The following is a 16,623-nucleotide window of genomic DNA, read 5'->3' as shown; positions in this document are numbered from 1 at the left end:
CCACCTCCAGATACCTGGAGATCCAGCCGTACTGGCGAGTAACCTGCAACACATGTCGAACTTCCAGGCGGCCGCGCTGGCCGGTGCTCTGCGCTTCGCGTTCGGTCTTCCCGGCCCTGTGCGCCGCCTCATCGCCGGCAGCCCGATCCGTCTGGACGGCCAGGACCTGCACCCCGAGGCGCAGCTGCTGCTCAGGCTCCAGCAGCTGTCCGGGACGGATTGGCGCACGAGGACAGCATCCGAGAGCCGACTGGACCTGGAGTTGAGTTCGAAGCTCGTCTCCGGTCCGAAGATCACCGGGATCGGCTCGCGGGACCTCACGATCGGCGAGTTCGCCGGGCGCCTCTACACGCCGGACGGTCTCGCGGCGGGCTCCCCGCTGTTGATCTTCTACCACGGTGGCGGCTGGGTGACCGGCAGTCTGGAGAGCCACGACAACCTCTGCCGGTTCCTCGCGAAGGAGGCCGGCGTCCGCGTGCTCGCGGCCGACTACCGCCTCGCACCGGAGGCGCCGTTCCCCGCCGCGGCCGACGACGCCGCCGAGGTGCTGCGCTACGCCGTCGCGAAGGCGGAGGACCTGGGCATCGACCCGGCCAGGATCGCGCTGGGCGGCGACAGCGCCGGCGGCAACCTGGCCGCGGTGACCGCGCACGCCGCCGAGATCGACCTGGCGTTCTTGCTGCTCTTCTACCCCGGCGTGGACGCGTCGGTGCGCCGCCGGTCGCGCGAGATCTTCGGCAACGGGTTCTTCCTCACCGACGAGAAGATGGACTGGTTCCTCGACCAGTACACGTCGGGCGGCAAGGACCGGCACGACCCACGTCTGTCGATCATGCTGGCCGAGGACCTCTCGAACCTGCCCCCGACCTATATCGCGACCGCGGGCTACGACCCGTTGCGCGACGAGGGCGAGGCTTTCGCGGAACGCCTGGCCGCCGAGGGTGTGCCGGTGGTGCTGCGCAGGCACGAGGGCCTGTTCCACGGGTTCGCGAACGTGCTCGGCATCGGCGGGATCTTCCGCGAGGCCGTGTCCGAGGCCGTGGGTGCGCTGCGGACCGGTTTCGCGCTGGCCAACTCCGCTCAGGACGTGAGCGAGACCGCCTGACGCTGCCTCGACAGCACCCAGCCGACGCCGGCGACGAGCAGTCCGGCGACACCGGCGACGACGAAGCCGAGCGGGGGTCCGCTGTGGTCCACCGCGACCCCCGCGAGCGGCTGACCAGCGGCGACGCCGAACGTGAACGCGGAGCCCTGCAGTCCCAGCGCCAGTCCGCGCGCCGTGGGTGGTGCGTTCTTGGCGATCAGCTCGGACGAGGCCGTGATCGTCGGCGCGCAGGCGAGGTTCATCGGGATCAACGCGAGCGCCAGCAGCCACACGTTGCCGTCGCCTAGACCGACCGGTATCTCCAGCAACGCCATGCACGCCAGCAGGACCACGCCGGTCGGCACGCGGCGCAGGCTGCCGTAGAAGAGCCCGCCCAGTGCCGAGGCCGCGCACATCACGAAGAAGATCAACCCGAGCCAGCTCTGCTGACCCGTGCGCTCCAGTGAGGCGATGGCCGAGATCTCCATGCCGGACAACACCATCGTGGCACCGAACGGGATGATCAACGCGGCGATCATCGGCCCGCGCAGCCACTCCCGCAGCCGGGGCGCCGGCCCGTCGATGACGTCTTCCTCGTTCAGCAGCACCGGGTTCACGGCGAACAGCACCGCGCTCGCGGTCAGGATCGCCACACCGATCGTGACGAGCGCCGTGCCTGTCGAGAACTTCGTGGCGATCAGCACGCCCGCCGCGGGCCCGACCATGAACGACAACTCGACGGAGATCGAGTCCAGTGAGAACGCGGGCCTGCGCTGCGGTTCGGGCACGATCGCGGTGAGCGCCTGCCGTCCGATCGACATGACCGGCACCGCCACGAGCCCGTTCGCGAACGCCAGCACGAGCAGCACGTAGTAGTCCATCAGCGGCGCCGTCAGCCAGAACGCGCCTTCGAGCAGGCTGAGCGCCAGCACGAACCGCAGCCCCTTGCCGTCGACCAGCCTGCCCATCAACGGCGAGCCGAGGCCGAGTCCGATCATGGTCGCGAAGCCGACCGTGCCGGCCGCCGCGTAGCCCTTGTCGAGCGTGGTGACGACGTGCAGCGTCACCGTGACGCCCGCCGCGGTCGGAGGGATCCTGGCGAACAGCATCAGCAGCATCAGGGGACGAACCCCCGGTAGCGCCAGGACCGACTTGAACGGGGCGAGGTTCACGAGGACATCGTCACCCCGGTGGCAACCGGTTTGCTCTGCCGGGCGAGCAGCCAGGCGACACCCGCGACCAGCAGCCCGATCACGCCGACGATCGCGAACCCGGCAGGCGCTCCCCCGCGGTCGATCGCGACACCGGCGATCGGCGCACCGATCGCGTTGCCCACGGTGAACGCCGACCCCTGCAGGCCGAGCGCCAGGCCACGGGCGGTGGGCGGCGCAAGCCTGCTGATGTGCTCACCGGACGCCGCGATCAACGGCGCGCACATGAGGTTCATCGGCACGAGGAGCAGGCACAGCAGCAGCACGTTGCCGTCACCCAGGCCCACCGGAATCTCCAGCAAAGCCATGAGCACCAGCAACACCAGCACGCTGGGCACCCTCTTCACTCCGCCGTAGACCAGGCCGCCCACGATCGACGCCGCGCACATCGCGAAGAACACCGCGCCGAGCCAGCTCTGCTTGCCGATGTGCTCCAGCGACGCGATCGCCGATACCTCCATGCCCGCGAGGCACACCGTCGCTCCGACGCACACCACCAGCACGCCGACGATCCGTCCGCGCATCCACTCGAGCACGCGGGGCTGCGGCCCGTCGACGGCCTCGTCCTCGTGCACCATCGGCGGGTTCGCCCAGTACAGCAGCACTCCGGCGACCAGGATCGAGACGCCGATGAACATCAGCGCCGCGTTCGTGGAGAACTTCGTCGCGACGAACACGCCGAGCGCGGGCCCGCCCATGAACGACAGCTCGACGGAGATCGAGTCGATCGACAGCGCGACCCGGCGCCGGCTCTCCGGCACGAGCGCGGTGATGACCTGCCGTCCGATCGACATCATCGGCACGCCGAGCAGCCCGACGCAGAACGACGTCACCAGCAACGTCCAGTAGCCCATCAGCGGCGCCGTCAGCCAGAACGCCGCCGACGCCGTGACGCTCAGTGCCAGCATCGACCGCAGCCCGCGCGCGTCGATCAGCCTGCCCATCAGCGGCGCGCCCAGCCCCATGCCGATCGTGCCGGCCGCCCCGACCAGGCCCGCCGCGCCGTAACCCCTGTCCAGCGTGACCGCGACGTGCAGCGTCAGGATCACGCCGGTCGCCGCCGGAGGCATCCTCGCGAAGAACATCAGCAGTGCGAACGGACGGACTCTGGGCAGCATCAGCACGTGCTTGAAGGGGGCGAGGTCCACACCGCCATCCTCACGCGGATGGCAAAAGGTTTTCTTTGCTAACGATGTGATTCGCCGTACAGCTCTTCCAGTGCCCGGTAGGCCTTCACGACGAACGGCCGCGCGTGCGCGTACCTCTCGATGGCGGCCTCGTCCGGCGTGATCGTCTGCGTCGGCCGCACGAGGTCGACGGTCAGCGACTCGATCTCGTCCAGCGCCCGCCACGCCAGCAGCGCGGCGCCCACGGCAGAGCCGCCGCTGTCCTCGGTGAGGTGCAACGGCATGCCGAGCGTGTTCGCCAGCGTCTGGGCCCAGATCGGGGCGCGGAACGCACCGCCGGTGATCCTCAGCGAGTCGACCTGCGGCACGGCGTCCAGCACGAGCGCCAGCTGCTGACACACCCCCTCGACCAACGCCTTGGTGATCTGCGCAGGGGTGTGTTCGCGCCTGAGCCCCAGCAACGCGGCGTGCGCGGTCGGGTCCCACCACGGTGCACGTTCGCCCAGCAGGTACGGCAGCGCGACGAGCCCGTCGGAGTCGACGCCCGCTGCCTGCTCCAGCAGCTCACCGACCGGGACGTTGAACGTCTCCGCGGCCCACTGCGCGACCACACCACCGTTGCTGATCGCCCCGCCGCGAACCCAGAGGCCCTCGCCGATCGCGTAGCTGAACGTGCGGCCCTCCTCGTCGACGCCAGGTCCCTGCTGGGCCACGCGGAGTGCGCCCGAGGTGCCGAGCGAGACCGCGCCGGCTCCCGGGGTGGCCGCGCCGACGCCGAGGTTGCCCAACGGCCCGTCGCCACCGCCGACGATCACCGGAATGCCGCGGGGCAGCCCGGGGATCTCGGCCGTCAGGGGCGTCGAGTGGGTCGGCTCGACCAACGGCGGCAACTGGTCCGCGGTGACGCCCGCGAACTCCAGCGACGGCTCGTGCCACTGCAGGGTGTGGATGTTCATGAGACCCGTGCCGGACCCGGACGAGTGCTCGTTGATCAACGAGCCGGTCAGGTGCAGGTGCACGAAGTCCTTGATCTCGCACCACTTCGCGGCGCGGACGCCGTTCTCGTGGAACCAGGCGAGCTTCATCAGCGGTGTGAAGGAGTGGATCGGCGCACCGGTCTGCTGGTGCAGCTCACGACCCTCCGCCGTGCCGCGCAGCCGTTCGGTCTGCTCGACCGCGCGGTTGTCCGCCCAGCTCAGGGCGTCCGTGACGGGCTTCAGGTCCGCGTCCAGGCCCATGATCGAGTGCATGGCGCCGGTCAGCGCGATTGCCCGCACGTCCTCCGAGGCCAGCTCGCGCAGGGCGTCGAACGCCGCGTCGAGCACCTGCATGGGGTCGTGCGTGGCTTCGAGACCGCTGGTGCGCATGGGATAGGCGCGTTCGGTCGAGGCGACGACACGGGCCTGCGCGTCGACCGCGACGACCTTGGTCGCCGTCGTGCCGAGGTCCACCGCGAGAACGATCATGACTCGGCTCGCACGGCCGGCAGCGTGGCGCGCTCGGCCAGTCCGGTCGGGATGTGTTGGGCACGCTCGTAGATCGCACCCAGCGCGTCGTACAGCTCGTCGTTCTCCGCCATGCACGTCACCCTAAGGGCTTCAGGACGGCGGATACCGGACGAACCACTCCTGTCCCACCGGCGCGGCAGCGCTCTTCTCCCACTCCCAGTCCGCCACCATCCGGTCGACGACCTCGCGGAACTGCACGCGCTCGACCCAGTCGGGGCGGATCTTCTCGACGCCGTGCAACGCGCCGGCGAGGTTGCCGCACATGGACGCCGTCGAGTCGTTGTCGCCGCCGTGGTTGACCGAGAGCAGCAGCGCCTCGTTCGGGTCATCGGTGGCCAGCACCGAGTACAACGCGATCGCCAGCGCCGTGTCGCCGACGCCGCCGCGCCCGAGCTCCTCGACGCGCGCCACGCTCGGGTTGCCGAGCGAGGCGAGTTCGAGGGCGTGCTCGATGCCCGCGACGACCTCCTCGTGGCCTTCGCGCCGGACCAGCGAGTCGACGGCGACGTCCAGCGCGTCCGTCAGTTCCTTGCCCCGCAGCAGTTGGTGCACCAGTACGGCGAACACCCCCGCCGACAGGTATCCGCTCGGGTGGCCGTGCGTCAGCGCCGCGTTGGCCGCCGCCAGCGCGAACACGACGGCCGGGTCCTCGTCCGCGAGCGCGACAGGCGCGACCCGCATGACGCCGCCGCAGCCCTTGGAGTTGTTGACGGGCTTGGTGATCGTGGCCTGCTCGCCGGTGCGGGCATACTCCTGCAACGCGCTCGTGCACGTGAGTCCCGGCGCCCGCATGCGGAAGAGCTCCTGGTGCGAGACGAGCCAGCCATCGGGTTCATCCACAGTGGAATGAACGCCACGAGCCTTGTCCCACGGCGTTTTCTGCGTGTGCAGCCAACGCTGGTACGCGTTCTGGGTGACGGCGGTGAGCTCGCGCTCGCCGGTGATCCGCTCCCGCACGTGCGCCCGGATGACCGCCTCGAACGTGAACAGCGTCATCTGGGTGTCGTCGGTGATGTCCGGCTTCTCCGGCAGGTCCGTGATGCCGTCCGGACCGTGGCGTTCGTAGACGACCTCCATCGGCAGGTTCTCGGTGTTCGCGCCGAGCGCGTCACCGATCGCACCGCCGATCAGGCACCCGCGCAGCCGCGAGCCGTCGTGCGGCACCACGAAGAACCGGCGGCCATCGGGATCGACCCAGCGGCTGGCCTCCCGCGTGGCGAACGGCCGCTCGCCGCACCCGCAGATCCGCATGTGCTGAGACGCGGCGTCGGCCAGTTCCACGAAGTCGAACTCGGCCTCGAACGGCAGGCCGGGGTTGACGTGCAGCCGCGGCTTCGAGGAGACCAGCCTGCTCAGGATCGTGTGCAACGGGACGCGGATCCACTGCTCGACCCCCGCCGGCAGCCGCGACTCGTCGGTGTAGACGCGGAGGACCTCGTCCTCGCTCATCAGGACTTCGCCGGGAATGAGCAGCTCACCGTGCGTGGCGTGGTGGCCGAAGCCGTTCACGTCTCCCTCGTAGTCGTGCAGGAGCTGCTCCATCGGAGCCAGAGCTCTCACCACGACCTCCGGTACAGCTCTTCGGCGACGAGCCGCACGTCGTGCTCGGGCCCGCCCTCCAGCGCACCCGCGACGGCCCGCGCGACACCACGGCCCTCACCGCGAACGGCCTGCGCCAACGCACCCGCGGCGGTGAACGCGTCCGCGTCCGGCGGGTCGAGCGCGGCAGGCGTGAAGAGGTGCGTGGCCAGCATGATCACGGCATCGGCGGCCGGAGAGTCGGGGCCGTGGGTGAGTGCGACGAGCTCGCGGATCCGGTCCGCGTCGAGCCGTTGCACCGCGGCGGGCAGCGCCCAGATCAACGCGCCGGGCCCCTGCGACGTGATCTTGCCGCGGTGGCTGTCCTCGGCCAGGGCGCTCTGCCGCGACACCAGGTCGGGCAGCACGCCGGGCTTCGCGGCCCAGTCGGCCAGCGCCTTCGCCGGGTCCTCCGCCGAACACGCGACCAGCTGGTCGACGAGTCCTGTTCGGACACCCGCGCCGAAAGCGAAACCCTGATAGGCGGCCACGACCTCGGTGAGGCGCGGCGGCCTGATCCACTCGATCTCCCCCATCGCCGCCAGACCTTACCGGCCCGGCGGCGACCGGGGTGATGATCAGAGGCGCTTCGCGAGCTCTTCCGCGACCTCGTAGGTGTTCAGCGCCGCACCCTTGCGCAGGTTGTCACCGCACACGAAGAAGTCCAGCGTGTTCGGGAAGTCCAGCGCCTGGCGCACGCGGCCCACGTACGTCGGGTCCTCGCCCACGGTGTCCGCGGGCGTCGGGAACTTCTGCGCGGCCGGGTCGTCCACGAGCACGATCGTCGACTGCGACTCGAAGATCTTGTGCGCGGCCTCGACCGTGATCTCGCGGGCGAACGTCGCGTGGACGGACAGCGAGTGGGTCGTGACGACCGGCACGCGGACGCAGGTCGCGGAGACCTTCAGGTCCGGGATGCCGAGGATCTTGCGGGCCTCGTTGCGGACCTTGAGCTCCTCGGACGACCAGCCGCCGTCCTTGAGCGAACCGGCCCACGGCACCACGTTCAGCACCAGCGGAGCCGGGAACGGCGAGTCCTCTGCGGACAGACCGGCCGCGGCCAGCGCCTCGGCCACGTCGCCCGCCGACACGCCGGCCTCCTTGCCCGCGAGCGCCGCGATCTCGGCGTACAGGCGGTCGATGCCGGACTGGCCGGCACCGGAAGCGGCCTGGTAGGAGGCCACGACGAGTTCCTTGAGCTCGAACTCGCGGTGCAACGCGCCCAGCGACGCCATCATCGACAGCGTCGTGCAGTTCGGGTTCGAGATGATGCCGCGCGGACGATCGTTGATCTTGTCCGCGTTCACCTCCGGCACGACCAGCGGCACGTCGGCGTCCATCCGGAACGCACCGGAGTTGTCGATCGCGACCGCGCCGCGCTCGACGGCGATCGGCGCCCACTCGGCCGAGATCTCGTCCGGCACGTCGAACATCGCGATGTCCACGCCGTCGAACGCCTCGGGCGAGAGCGCGACGACCGTGAGGTCCTGGCCGCGCACGTTGATCTTCTTGCCCGCCGAGCGCGCCGACGCGACCAGCCGGATCTCGCCCCACGGCACGGAGGAGCGGGTGTTCATGATGTCGATCATCACGGTGCCGACGGCACCGGTCGCGCCCACCAGCGCGAGTACAGGCCCAGTCATCGTCCAGTCCCTGCGTAAACGACGGCCTCTTCGTCGGTGCCCAGGTCGAACGCGTCGTGCAGGGCACGGACGGCGTCGTCGAGCTGGGTGTCGCGGCAGATGACCGAGATGCGGATCTCCGAGGTGGAGATGATGTCGATGTTGACGCCGGCGGTGGCCAGCGCCTCGCAGAACGTCGCCGTGACGCCGGGGTGCGAACGCATGCCCGCGCCGATCAGCGACACCTTGCCGACGTGCTCGTCGTAGAGGACCTGGTCGAACCCGATCTCGCCACGGGACTTCTCCAGGGCCGCCACCGCGCGCGGGCCGTCGACCTTGGCCAGCGTGAACGTGATGTCCGTGCGGCCGGACGCGGCCTGGGACACGTTCTGCACGACCATGTCGATGTCGAGCTCGGCCTGCGCGACGACGCGGAAGATCTTGGCCGCGATGCCGGGGTGGTCGGGGACGGCGGTAACGGTGATTTTGGCTTCGGACCGGTCGTGCGCGACGCCGGTGATCATCGCCTGTTCCACGTGAAGGTCCTCCACTGAACCGGACACGATGGTTCCGGTCTTGTTGCTGAACGACGAACGGACATGCACGGGCACGTTGTAGCGGCGGGCGTACTCCACACAGCGGAGCATCAGCACCTTGGCGCCACACGCGGCCATCTCGAGCATTTCCTCATACGTGATCGTGTCGAGCTTCTTCGCGTTCGGCACGATGCGCGGGTCGGCGGTGTAGACGCCGTCCACGTCGGTGTAGATCTCGCACACGTCGGCTTTGGTCGCGGCCGCGAGCGCCACCGCGGTGGTGTCGCTGCCGCCACGGCCGAGCGTCGTGATCTCCTTCGAGTCCTGGGAGACGCCCTGGAAGCCCGCGACGATCGCGATGGCCCCCTCGGACGTCGCGTCCTGGATCCGGCTCGGTGTCACGTCGATGATCCGCGCTTTGCCGTGTGCCGATGTCGTGATCACGCCGGCCTGCGAGCCCGTGTAGGAGCGCGCCTCGGCACCGAGCGAGTTGATCGCCATCGCGAGCAGTGACATCGAGATGCGCTCACCGGAGGTGAGGAGCATGTCGAGCTCACGCGCGGGCGGCACCGGCGAGACCTGGCGGGCGAGATCGAGCAGCTCATCAGTCGTGTCACCCATGGCGGACACGACGACAACGACGTCGTTCCCCGCCTTCTTGGTCGCGACGATGCGCTCGGCCACGCGTTTGATCCGCTCGGCGCTTCCAACCGATGAACCGCCGTACTTCTGGACGACGAGCGCCACCGACCTGACCTCCTTCGCGCGACTAAAACCCCACGTCGAAGGCAGCCTACCCGGACCACCTGGTGAGACTCTGGAGCCGTGATGCGCGTGACTACTCTGTCCGGGTGTCGTCGAGTGCCGATGTCGTGGAGGCCCCAGCAGCCGTGCCTGCGAGCAGTGCGCGCTCACGGATGGCCGAAGCGCTCAGACATCCGGCCGCGCTCTGGACCGCTCCGGCGCTGATCTACCTGATCGTCCGCCAGGTCGGTCTGTTCGTGCTGCAGCTCGTCGTCGGGTACCAGAACGAGCTCACCGGCAAGGCCGACACCTCGGTCGACAACCTGAAGTCGTGGGACGGCGACTGGTTCCTCGGCATCGCGACGGGCGGCTACAACGGCGTGCCGTCACCCCCGTACGACGCGTTCGGCCGCCGCACCGCCGAGACCCCGCTGGCGTTCTTCCCCGGCTATCCGGCCCTGATCCGCTGGGTCGACGGCCTGCCGGGTGTGGACGTGGTCGGCGCGGCCTTCGCGGTCAGCCTGATCAGCGGCATCTTCTGCGCGTACGGACTGTTCGTCCTGGGCAGGGTCGTCCGCGACGGCTCGACCGCGACGGGCCTGATCTTCGTCACGCTCTTCGCCGCGTCCCCGATGGCCGTCGTGCTCTCGATGACCTACTCCGAGGCCACGTTCTGCGCGTTCGCCGCCTGGGCCCTGGTCGGCGTGGTCAAGAAGCGCTGGATCCTCGCCGGCGTCTGCACGGCGGCAGCGGGCCTCGTCCGTCCGACGGCGGCGGCCCTGATCCTGGCGGTCGGCCTGGCCGCGCTGGTCGCGGTGATCGCGAACAGGCGGGACTGGCGCGCGTGGGCGGGCGGCGTGATCGCCCCGCTGGGCCTGCTCGGCTACCTCGGCTGGGTGGCCGTCCGCACCGGCGACCTCATGGGCTGGTTCGGCGTGCAGCAACGGGGCTGGGGCTCGAAGTTCGACGGAGGCGCCGCCACCCTGGAGTTCGCCGGGGGCCACCTGGGCAACCCGCGCTCGGTGCTGGAGACCGGCACCGTCTGGCTCCTGGCCCTGGCGGTCGTCCTGGTCTTCTACGCCTTCCAGCGCCGCCTGGAGTGGCCGCTGATCGTCTACGGCCTGGGCGTCCTGGTCATGGACCTGGGCTCGAACGGCCTGATGAACTCGAAGGCCCGCCTGCTGCTCCCGGCGTTCACGCTGCTGCTCCCCCTGGCCCTGGTCCTGGCCCGCCGCCGCACGTCCACGGTCCTCACCGTCCTGGGCATGGCGACGCTGTTCAGCGCGTGGTTCGGCGCCTACTCCCTGGCCGTTTGGCAGTATGCGATCTGATGAACGAGCTGATCTCGAAGCGCTGGAGCCCGCGCGCCTTCTCCGCTGACGCGACCGTCTCCGCGGCAGAACTCCGCACCGTCCTGGAGGCGGGCCGCTGGGCCCCGTCCCACGGCAACAGCCAACCGGCCCGCTTCATCGCGGGCCACCGGGGCTCCGAAACGTTCGCCGCGATCGTCGAGACCCTGACCCGCGGCAACAGGACCTGGGCCCCCAAGGCCTCGGTTCTGCTGATCGGCTGCGTCCTCACCACGGACGACAAGGGCGACATCCCGAACGTCGAGTTCGGCCTGGGCCTGGCCATGGAGAACATGGCCCTCCAGGCCGTCGACCTGGGTCTCATCGCACACATGATGGGCGGCTTCGACAAACAAGCCGCCCACACCGCCTTCGCCATGCCGGACAACGCCCGCCCGCTGGTGGCGATGGCCCTGGGCCGCCAGGGCGCCCTGTCCGACCTCCCCGAGGACCTTCAAGCCCGCGAGCAGCGCGAACGCAAGCGCCTACCGTTGTCGGACACGGTCTTCACCGGCACCTGGGGCCAGTCAGAGCTCGGTTGAGAAGTACTTCGTCGCGACCTCGTTGTGCAGCGGAAACGCCAACGGCACGCACTCGAAGATGACAGTCCGCTCGGACGCCTCGTCGTTGGGCAGGAACGGCGGCATGTCCTCAGCGTTGATGGCGGGCGCGGTGGCGAACATCAACACCGTCCCCCCGTCCGGCGTCGAGATGAAGTGCAACGGCCGCAGGTCCTCGGGCGCGATCCGAACGTTCGCTTCTTCCTCGAGCTCCCGAACGGCACTCTGCTGCCACGACTCACCGCGATCCATGAACCCGCTGACGAACGCCAACTCGCCGACAGGCGGAATCGCCCGCCGCACGGTGAGCAGCCCGGTGCGCGGCCCGTCCTTCACCGGCACGAGCAACACCACCACAGGCGAGGGATTGGCCCACACCATGTGCCCACAGCTGAGGCACTTGCGGGGATAGGCAGCCGTGTCGGCATACCGGTTGCCACAGCTGCTGCAGAAGTCGTCGCGCGCCATGAGACGAACCTAGTTGAGACGCCTAACGAGCTTAAGGACGATCGCTCGAACGCCGAGCCAGAACAACGCGGCGAGACCGAAGTTCACGATCACCCGCAGCTTCGCGTCCTCGGGTCTGAACAGGTCCTTGAACGCCAAAGCCACCGGCTCGGCCACTTCCTTGACCGTGCTGGTGATGGGGTTTCCAGGGGTGGCCCCGCCAACGGTGAGCACGACGTGAACGACGAGCACGACCGCCAGGGCGAGGCCGACCCAACTGACTGCACCTGCTGTGATCCCGACCAGCCGCGTACGCATAGGTCAGGAATCTACTCCTCAGTAGCGTGAGACCACACGCGCGAGGATTCCAGTCACGACCAGCCAGAACACGGCGGCGAGACCGTAGTTGAGGAACACGTCGAGGTTGAAGTTCCCGGTGCCGAAGAGGCCAGGGAAGAACAACGCGAGGGGCTCGGCGAGGGACTGGATGAACTTGAAGAACGCGTTCGCAGGGTTCGCGCCCAACACGACCATCAGGATGAAGAGCACTTCGATGAGTGCGAAGAGCACGCCGATGCCGCTGATCACGCGGGAAGCCGTGCCGCGGCCACTGGTCGTACGTAATCTGGACATACATGAACGATTCCCGGGTATGAGCCTGCCAAAACTTGCTAGATGACCTACTTTGGCGCGCGCCCGCGCCCGCCTACCCGCGAAGCGGCCCACGAGCCGCCCTCAAGCGACGTCGAAGGACCGCTCACCTCGCCGGCGACATCCCACGATCCGGTCGACTATTTCCATCCCCGCCCACCCTGTGACTACTCTGTCCCCCGTGTGGCGTTCCCTCCTGCTTCGCTGCCGTGACGGGGTCTGATCAGACCGGCCCCCCGTCGCGGGCTTCAGCGTTGCCGCCGGTCGTTCCCGTAAAACGACCCGCAGGAGCACGATCCCCATGACCTCGAACGAGGCTTTCACCACCACCAGCGCCCACGACTCGGCAGACGCCTACTCCTCGGGCACCAGCCGGATCCGCAAGCCCTCCCGCCCGGCCCCGGCGACGCAACAGTCCTGGAACCGCCAACTGGGCAGCAGCATGCCGTTCCACCGCTACCGCCCTTTTCAGGACCTGGTGGAGACCGTGGACGTCCCCGACCGCACCTGGCCGACGAAAAAGATCCAAAAGGCCCCCCTCTGGTGCGCGGTGGACCTGCGTGACGGCAACCAGGCCCTGATCGACCCGATGTCCCCGGCCCGCAAGCGCAAGATGTTCGACCTCCTGGTCCGGATGGGCTTCAAGGAGATCGAGGTCGGCTTCCCGGCCGCGTCCCAGACGGACTTCGACTTCGTCCGCGAGATCATCGAAGACGGCGCCATCCCGGACGACGTGACGATCCAGGTCCTGACCCAGTGCCGCGAGGAACTGATCGCGAGGACCTTCGAGTCCCTGCGCAACGCCAACAAGGCGATCGTCCACTTCTACAACTCGACGTCGATCCTCCAGCGCCGGGTCGTGTTCCGCTCCGACCGCGACGGCATCAAGAAGATCGCCGTGGACGCGGCGAAGTTCGCCAAGCAGCAGGAACAGGACTACCCGGAGACCGACTTCCGCTACGAGTACTCCCCCGAGTCCTACACGGGCACCGAGCTCTCCTACGCCCTGGAAGTCTGCAACGCGGTCCAGGAAGTCATCCAGCCCACGCCGGAAAAGCCGCTGATCATCAACCTGCCGGCGACGGTGGAGATGGCCACCCCGAACGTCTACGCGGACAGCATCGAGTGGATGTCCCGCAACCTCGCCAACCGCGAGTCGATCATCCTGAGCCTGCACCCGCACAACGACCGCGGCACCGGTGTGGCGGCGGCCGAGCTGGGTTACCTGGCCGGCGCGGACCGCATCGAGGGCTGCCTGTTCGGCAACGGTGAGCGCACCGGCAACGTCTGCCTGGTCACGCTGGCGATGAACATGTTCAGCCAGGGCATCGACCCGCAGATCGACTTCTCCGACATCGACGAGGTCCGGCGCACGGTCGAGTACTGCAACCAGCTGCCCGTCCCGGAACGTCACCCGTACGGCGGCGACCTGGTCTTCACCGCGTTCTCCGGTTCCCACCAGGACGCGATCAAGAAGGGCTTCGAGGCCCTGGAGGCCGACGCCAAGGAAGCCGGTCAGCACGTCGACGACTTCCTGTGGGAGGTCCCGTACCTGCCGATCGACCCGAAGGACGTCGGCCGCAACTACGAGGCCGTCATCCGGGTCAACTCGCAGTCCGGCAAGGGCGGCGTGGCGTACCTGATGAAGCAGGAGCACCACCTCGACCTGCCGCGGCGCCTGCAGATCGAGTTCTCGCGGGTGATCCAGGAGGTCACCGACACGCAGGGCGGCGAGATCAACCCGAAGGAGATGTGGGACGCCTTCGCAGAGGAGTACCTGCACGGCCGGGTGCCGCTGTACCTGCTCAAGCACCGGGCGACCGCGGACGGCAGCGGCCACGAGGAGATCACCGCGACCCTGCTGATCGACGGCGACCAGCAGGAGATCACGGGTTCGGGCAACGGCCCGATCGCGGCCTTCGTCGACGCTCTCGCCTCGGTGGGCTACGACGTGCGGGTGCTGGACTACGCCGAGCACGCGCTGTCCGCCGGTGACGACGCCCGCGCGGCCGCCTACCTCGAGTGCGCCGTGGGCGACCGCGTCCTGTGGGGCGTGGGCATCGACAGCTCGACGGTCGCGGCCTCGTTCCGCGCGATCGTCTCGGCGATCAACCGGGCACAGCGCTAGCTGACAACCGACGGGGAGGACGCGTGCGGCACCAGTTGCCGCGGCGCGCCCTCCCCGTTCGCTTGCACGGCCCAGATGCCCTCGCCCGGCAGGCCGTAGGCGATGGTGTCGTTGTCGAGCCACACGACCTGGTCGTCGATCCCACGGGTCTCGGCCAGCGGTGTCTCCACCATCGTGGTCAGGTCCAGCACGTGCTGCCGCCACGGTCGCGCGCCGTCGCCGGGCACGCGCTTCTTGAACGCCACCCGCTTGCCGTCCGGTGAGAGCGACGGGCATTCGACGTTCTCCCGCAACGGTTTCGCCGACTCCTCGGCGGCGTCGCCCTGGATCAGGTAGGTCTTCCCGCCGGAACTCAGCGTCGCGTAATAGGTGCGGTCGTCAGAACCGAAGGTCACGCCCCAGAAGTTCATGTCGTTGACCGTCTTCATGCCCGCAACCCGCGTGCCCTCGATGTTGCTGGAGTACACCTCGGTCTCCTGATCGAAGATCGCGGTCCGCGTGGAGAACGTCCCTGCCTGCGAGTACGAGTCCCCCGTGACGAACGTCGTCCACGACGCCATCCGCCCGTCGGCGGACAACTTGGCGCGGTTCGGCACACCGTCCACCTCCACCCTCCGACGCTCCGCCAGCCCGCGGTCGACGAACACGGCCGAAGCACCCGGTAACGGACCGGAGGCGTCCGCAAGACACAACCCCTGCCCGGCAGCCGTGTAGAACCGCTTGCAGGACAACGAGCTCACCCGTCGAGGCCCAGCCGGATCGGTCAACGGCACCGAGGCCACCCGGCCGCTCACCTCGTCCACGAACATCAGCCGCCCGGACGACAGCTCGACAGGCCCGGCCTCGACGGCAACGGAGACCTCGGCAGGCGACCGCAACGCGTAGGCGGTGGCACCCGCTCCCAAGGCGAGCACGGCAACGACGACGATCAGGATCCTCACCAAGCGAACCACGTCCAAAGAGCACCGAACAGAACAGAGGAAGCCGCACGGGCCAGCACCTGCCCGGTCTGCAGCAGGGCAAGACCGGACGTGCGCAACGAGTCGGGGATCATCGGCCCGGCCACGGCCATCAGCACCCCGTCCGTGCACGCGTAGAACAGCCCGTGCAGCACCAGAACACCGACGAGCAACGAGATCCCGGAAGCGCCGGCGAGCAGCACGTACGCGCCGAGCAACGCGAGATGGCCGGCGAGGAAGATCCGCCACCGCCCCACGCGATCGGCCAGCGACCCCAGCGGCACGGCGGCGAGCAGGTACACGCCGGCCGTGCCGAGAGGCAGCAACGCGATGTACGCGAGCTCGACGTCGAGCTTCTTCTGCAGCAACAGGTAGACGAACCCGTCGCCCAGCGTCAGGAACCCGAGCCCGCACGCGACCAGGCAGACCCGCCGGAACGGCCTGGACCGCAACAACCCGAACGCCGACCGCAGCGACACCGCGACGCGTGGCAGCACGTCCCGGTGATCACGCACGAACAGCACCAGAACGAGAAAACCCACTGCCGCGAAGCAGAAGCTCACCACGAACACCACGTCGTAACGAGCCGGCAGCGTCCACAAGAGACAGAACGCCGCCAGCGGGCCGAGGAACGCGCCGACGGTGTCCATGGCACGGTGGACACCGAAGGCACGTCCGAGCGCCGAGGGCTCGCTGCTCAACGTGATCAGCGCGTCCCTCGGCGCGGTGCGCAAGCCCTTGCCGGTCCGGTCCCCGGCCAGCACGAGCCCCATCGCGGTGGCCGAGGTCCCGGCGGCGAGCAGGCCGAGCTTGCCCAGCGCCGAGATCCCGTACCCGAGTCCGGCCACGAACTTGCGCCGTTGCCAGCGGTCCGCAGCGTGACCACCGACAACGCGAACCAGCGCCGTCACACCGGTGTAGATGCCGTCGAGCACACCGAACTGCAGCGGGGAGAAACCCAGCCCCAGCACCAGGTACAGCGGCAGGATGGCGGTGACCATCTCGGACGAGACGTCCGTGAGCAGGGACACCGCGCCCAGCGCGAGCACGTTGCCCGCGATCCTGCCGGTGCCACCGGAAGCCGGAGCTTGTCTAGCAGTTGCGATGTACATGGCGGAC

General features: G+C 69.0%; 16 protein-coding genes. 4 read left to right on the top strand and 12 right to left on the bottom strand.

Annotated features, from left to right (window positions below):
• Positions 1-52: 52 nt before the first annotated feature.
• Positions 53-1,105: an alpha/beta hydrolase gene (locus tag ACSHWB_RS15255; RefSeq protein WP_439662678.1), complete on the top strand. Its 1,053-nt coding sequence runs from the start codon at positions 53-55 to the stop codon at positions 1,103-1,105.
• On the opposite strand, the gene ACSHWB_RS15250 is transcribed toward ACSHWB_RS15255, so the two are convergent.
• The 7 genes from ACSHWB_RS15250 to ACSHWB_RS15220 all read right to left on the bottom strand — a co-directional run bounded on the left by ACSHWB_RS15250 (position 1,081) and on the right by ACSHWB_RS15220 (position 9,413).
• The gene (locus ACSHWB_RS15250; protein WP_439662677.1) at positions 1,081-2,256 is read right to left on the bottom strand and encodes an MFS transporter; all 1,176 of its coding nucleotides are present in this window, start codon (positions 2,254-2,256) and stop codon (positions 1,081-1,083) included. The genes ACSHWB_RS15255 and ACSHWB_RS15250 overlap by 25 nt on opposite strands.
• Positions 2,253-3,443: an MFS transporter gene (locus ACSHWB_RS15245; protein WP_439662676.1), complete on the bottom strand. Its 1,191-nt coding sequence runs from the start codon at positions 3,441-3,443 to the stop codon at positions 2,253-2,255. Before ACSHWB_RS15245 ends, ACSHWB_RS15250 begins: the two co-directional genes overlap by 4 nt.
• A 38-nt stretch (positions 3,444-3,481) precedes the next feature.
• Positions 3,482-4,888, bottom strand: a complete 1,407-nt coding sequence (locus tag ACSHWB_RS15240; protein WP_439662675.1) for a gluconokinase — start codon at positions 4,886-4,888, stop codon at positions 3,482-3,484.
• Positions 4,889-5,020: 132 nt separating this feature from the next.
• Positions 5,021-6,490 carry an ADP-ribosylglycohydrolase family protein gene (locus tag ACSHWB_RS15235; RefSeq protein WP_439662674.1) on the bottom strand — a complete coding sequence of 490 codons (1,470 nt, stop codon included), beginning with the start codon at positions 6,488-6,490 and terminating at the stop codon, positions 5,021-5,023.
• Entirely contained in the window at positions 6,487-7,044 is a 558-nt protein-coding gene (locus ACSHWB_RS15230; protein WP_439662673.1) for a hypothetical protein, read from the bottom strand. The genes ACSHWB_RS15235 and ACSHWB_RS15230 overlap by 4 nt, the downstream gene beginning before the upstream one ends.
• Before the next feature lie 42 nt (positions 7,045-7,086).
• Positions 7,087-8,151, bottom strand: a complete 1,065-nt coding sequence (locus tag ACSHWB_RS15225) for an aspartate-semialdehyde dehydrogenase (RefSeq protein WP_439662672.1) — start codon at positions 8,149-8,151, stop codon at positions 7,087-7,089.
• Complete coding sequence (locus tag ACSHWB_RS15220) at positions 8,148-9,413, bottom strand: aspartate kinase (RefSeq protein WP_439662671.1); 1,266 nt, start codon at positions 9,411-9,413, stop codon at positions 8,148-8,150. The genes ACSHWB_RS15225 and ACSHWB_RS15220 overlap by 4 nt, the downstream gene beginning before the upstream one ends.
• A gap of 104 nt (positions 9,414-9,517) precedes the next feature.
• Here ACSHWB_RS15220 and ACSHWB_RS15215 point away from each other — a divergent pair, with 104 nt between their 5' ends.
• Both ACSHWB_RS15215 and ACSHWB_RS15210 read left to right on the top strand, forming a co-directional pair.
• Positions 9,518-10,741 (top strand): hypothetical protein, encoded by a 1,224-nt coding sequence (locus ACSHWB_RS15215; protein WP_439662670.1) that lies wholly within the window; start codon positions 9,518-9,520, stop codon positions 10,739-10,741.
• Positions 10,741-11,301, top strand: coding sequence for a nitroreductase family protein (locus ACSHWB_RS15210; RefSeq protein WP_439662669.1), 561 nt, complete (start codon positions 10,741-10,743; stop codon positions 11,299-11,301). Before ACSHWB_RS15215 ends, ACSHWB_RS15210 begins: the two co-directional genes overlap by 1 nt.
• Here the strand turns inward: ACSHWB_RS15210 and ACSHWB_RS15205 are convergent.
• From ACSHWB_RS15205 to ACSHWB_RS15195, 3 genes are read right to left on the bottom strand one after another with little or no spacing between them, the layout of a single operon-like run.
• Positions 11,287-11,787, bottom strand: a complete 501-nt coding sequence (locus ACSHWB_RS15205; protein WP_439662668.1) for an NUDIX domain-containing protein — start codon at positions 11,785-11,787, stop codon at positions 11,287-11,289. The genes ACSHWB_RS15210 and ACSHWB_RS15205 overlap by 15 nt on opposite strands.
• Positions 11,788-11,796: 9 nt before the next feature.
• Complete coding sequence (locus ACSHWB_RS15200) at positions 11,797-12,084, bottom strand: hypothetical protein (protein ID WP_439662667.1); 288 nt, start codon at positions 12,082-12,084, stop codon at positions 11,797-11,799.
• 18 nt (positions 12,085-12,102) lie between these two features.
• Positions 12,103-12,399, bottom strand: coding sequence for a hypothetical protein (locus ACSHWB_RS15195; RefSeq protein ID WP_439662666.1), 297 nt, complete (start codon positions 12,397-12,399; stop codon positions 12,103-12,105).
• A 319-nt stretch (positions 12,400-12,718) separates the two neighbouring features.
• Here ACSHWB_RS15195 and leuA point away from each other — a divergent pair, with 319 nt between their 5' ends.
• A complete protein-coding gene (gene leuA / locus ACSHWB_RS15190) occupies positions 12,719-14,545 on the top strand; it encodes a 2-isopropylmalate synthase (protein WP_439662665.1) in 1,827 nt (608 codons plus the stop codon).
• Here leuA and ACSHWB_RS15185 read toward each other — a convergent pair.
• Complete coding sequence (locus tag ACSHWB_RS15185) at positions 14,542-15,486, bottom strand: hypothetical protein (RefSeq protein ID WP_439662664.1); 945 nt, start codon at positions 15,484-15,486, stop codon at positions 14,542-14,544. The genes leuA and ACSHWB_RS15185 overlap by 4 nt on opposite strands.
• On the bottom strand, positions 15,483-16,616 hold the full coding sequence (locus tag ACSHWB_RS15180; RefSeq protein ID WP_439662663.1) for an MFS transporter: 1,134 nt from the start codon (positions 16,614-16,616) through the stop codon (positions 15,483-15,485). The genes ACSHWB_RS15185 and ACSHWB_RS15180 overlap by 4 nt, the downstream gene beginning before the upstream one ends.
• Between the last annotated feature and the right edge of the window lie 7 nt (positions 16,617-16,623).

The organism is Lentzea sp. HUAS TT2 (assembly GCF_051853195.1).
Lineage (GTDB): Bacteria > Actinomycetota > Actinomycetes > Mycobacteriales > Pseudonocardiaceae > Lentzea.
This window is presented reverse-complemented; position numbering and strand designations above follow the sequence as displayed.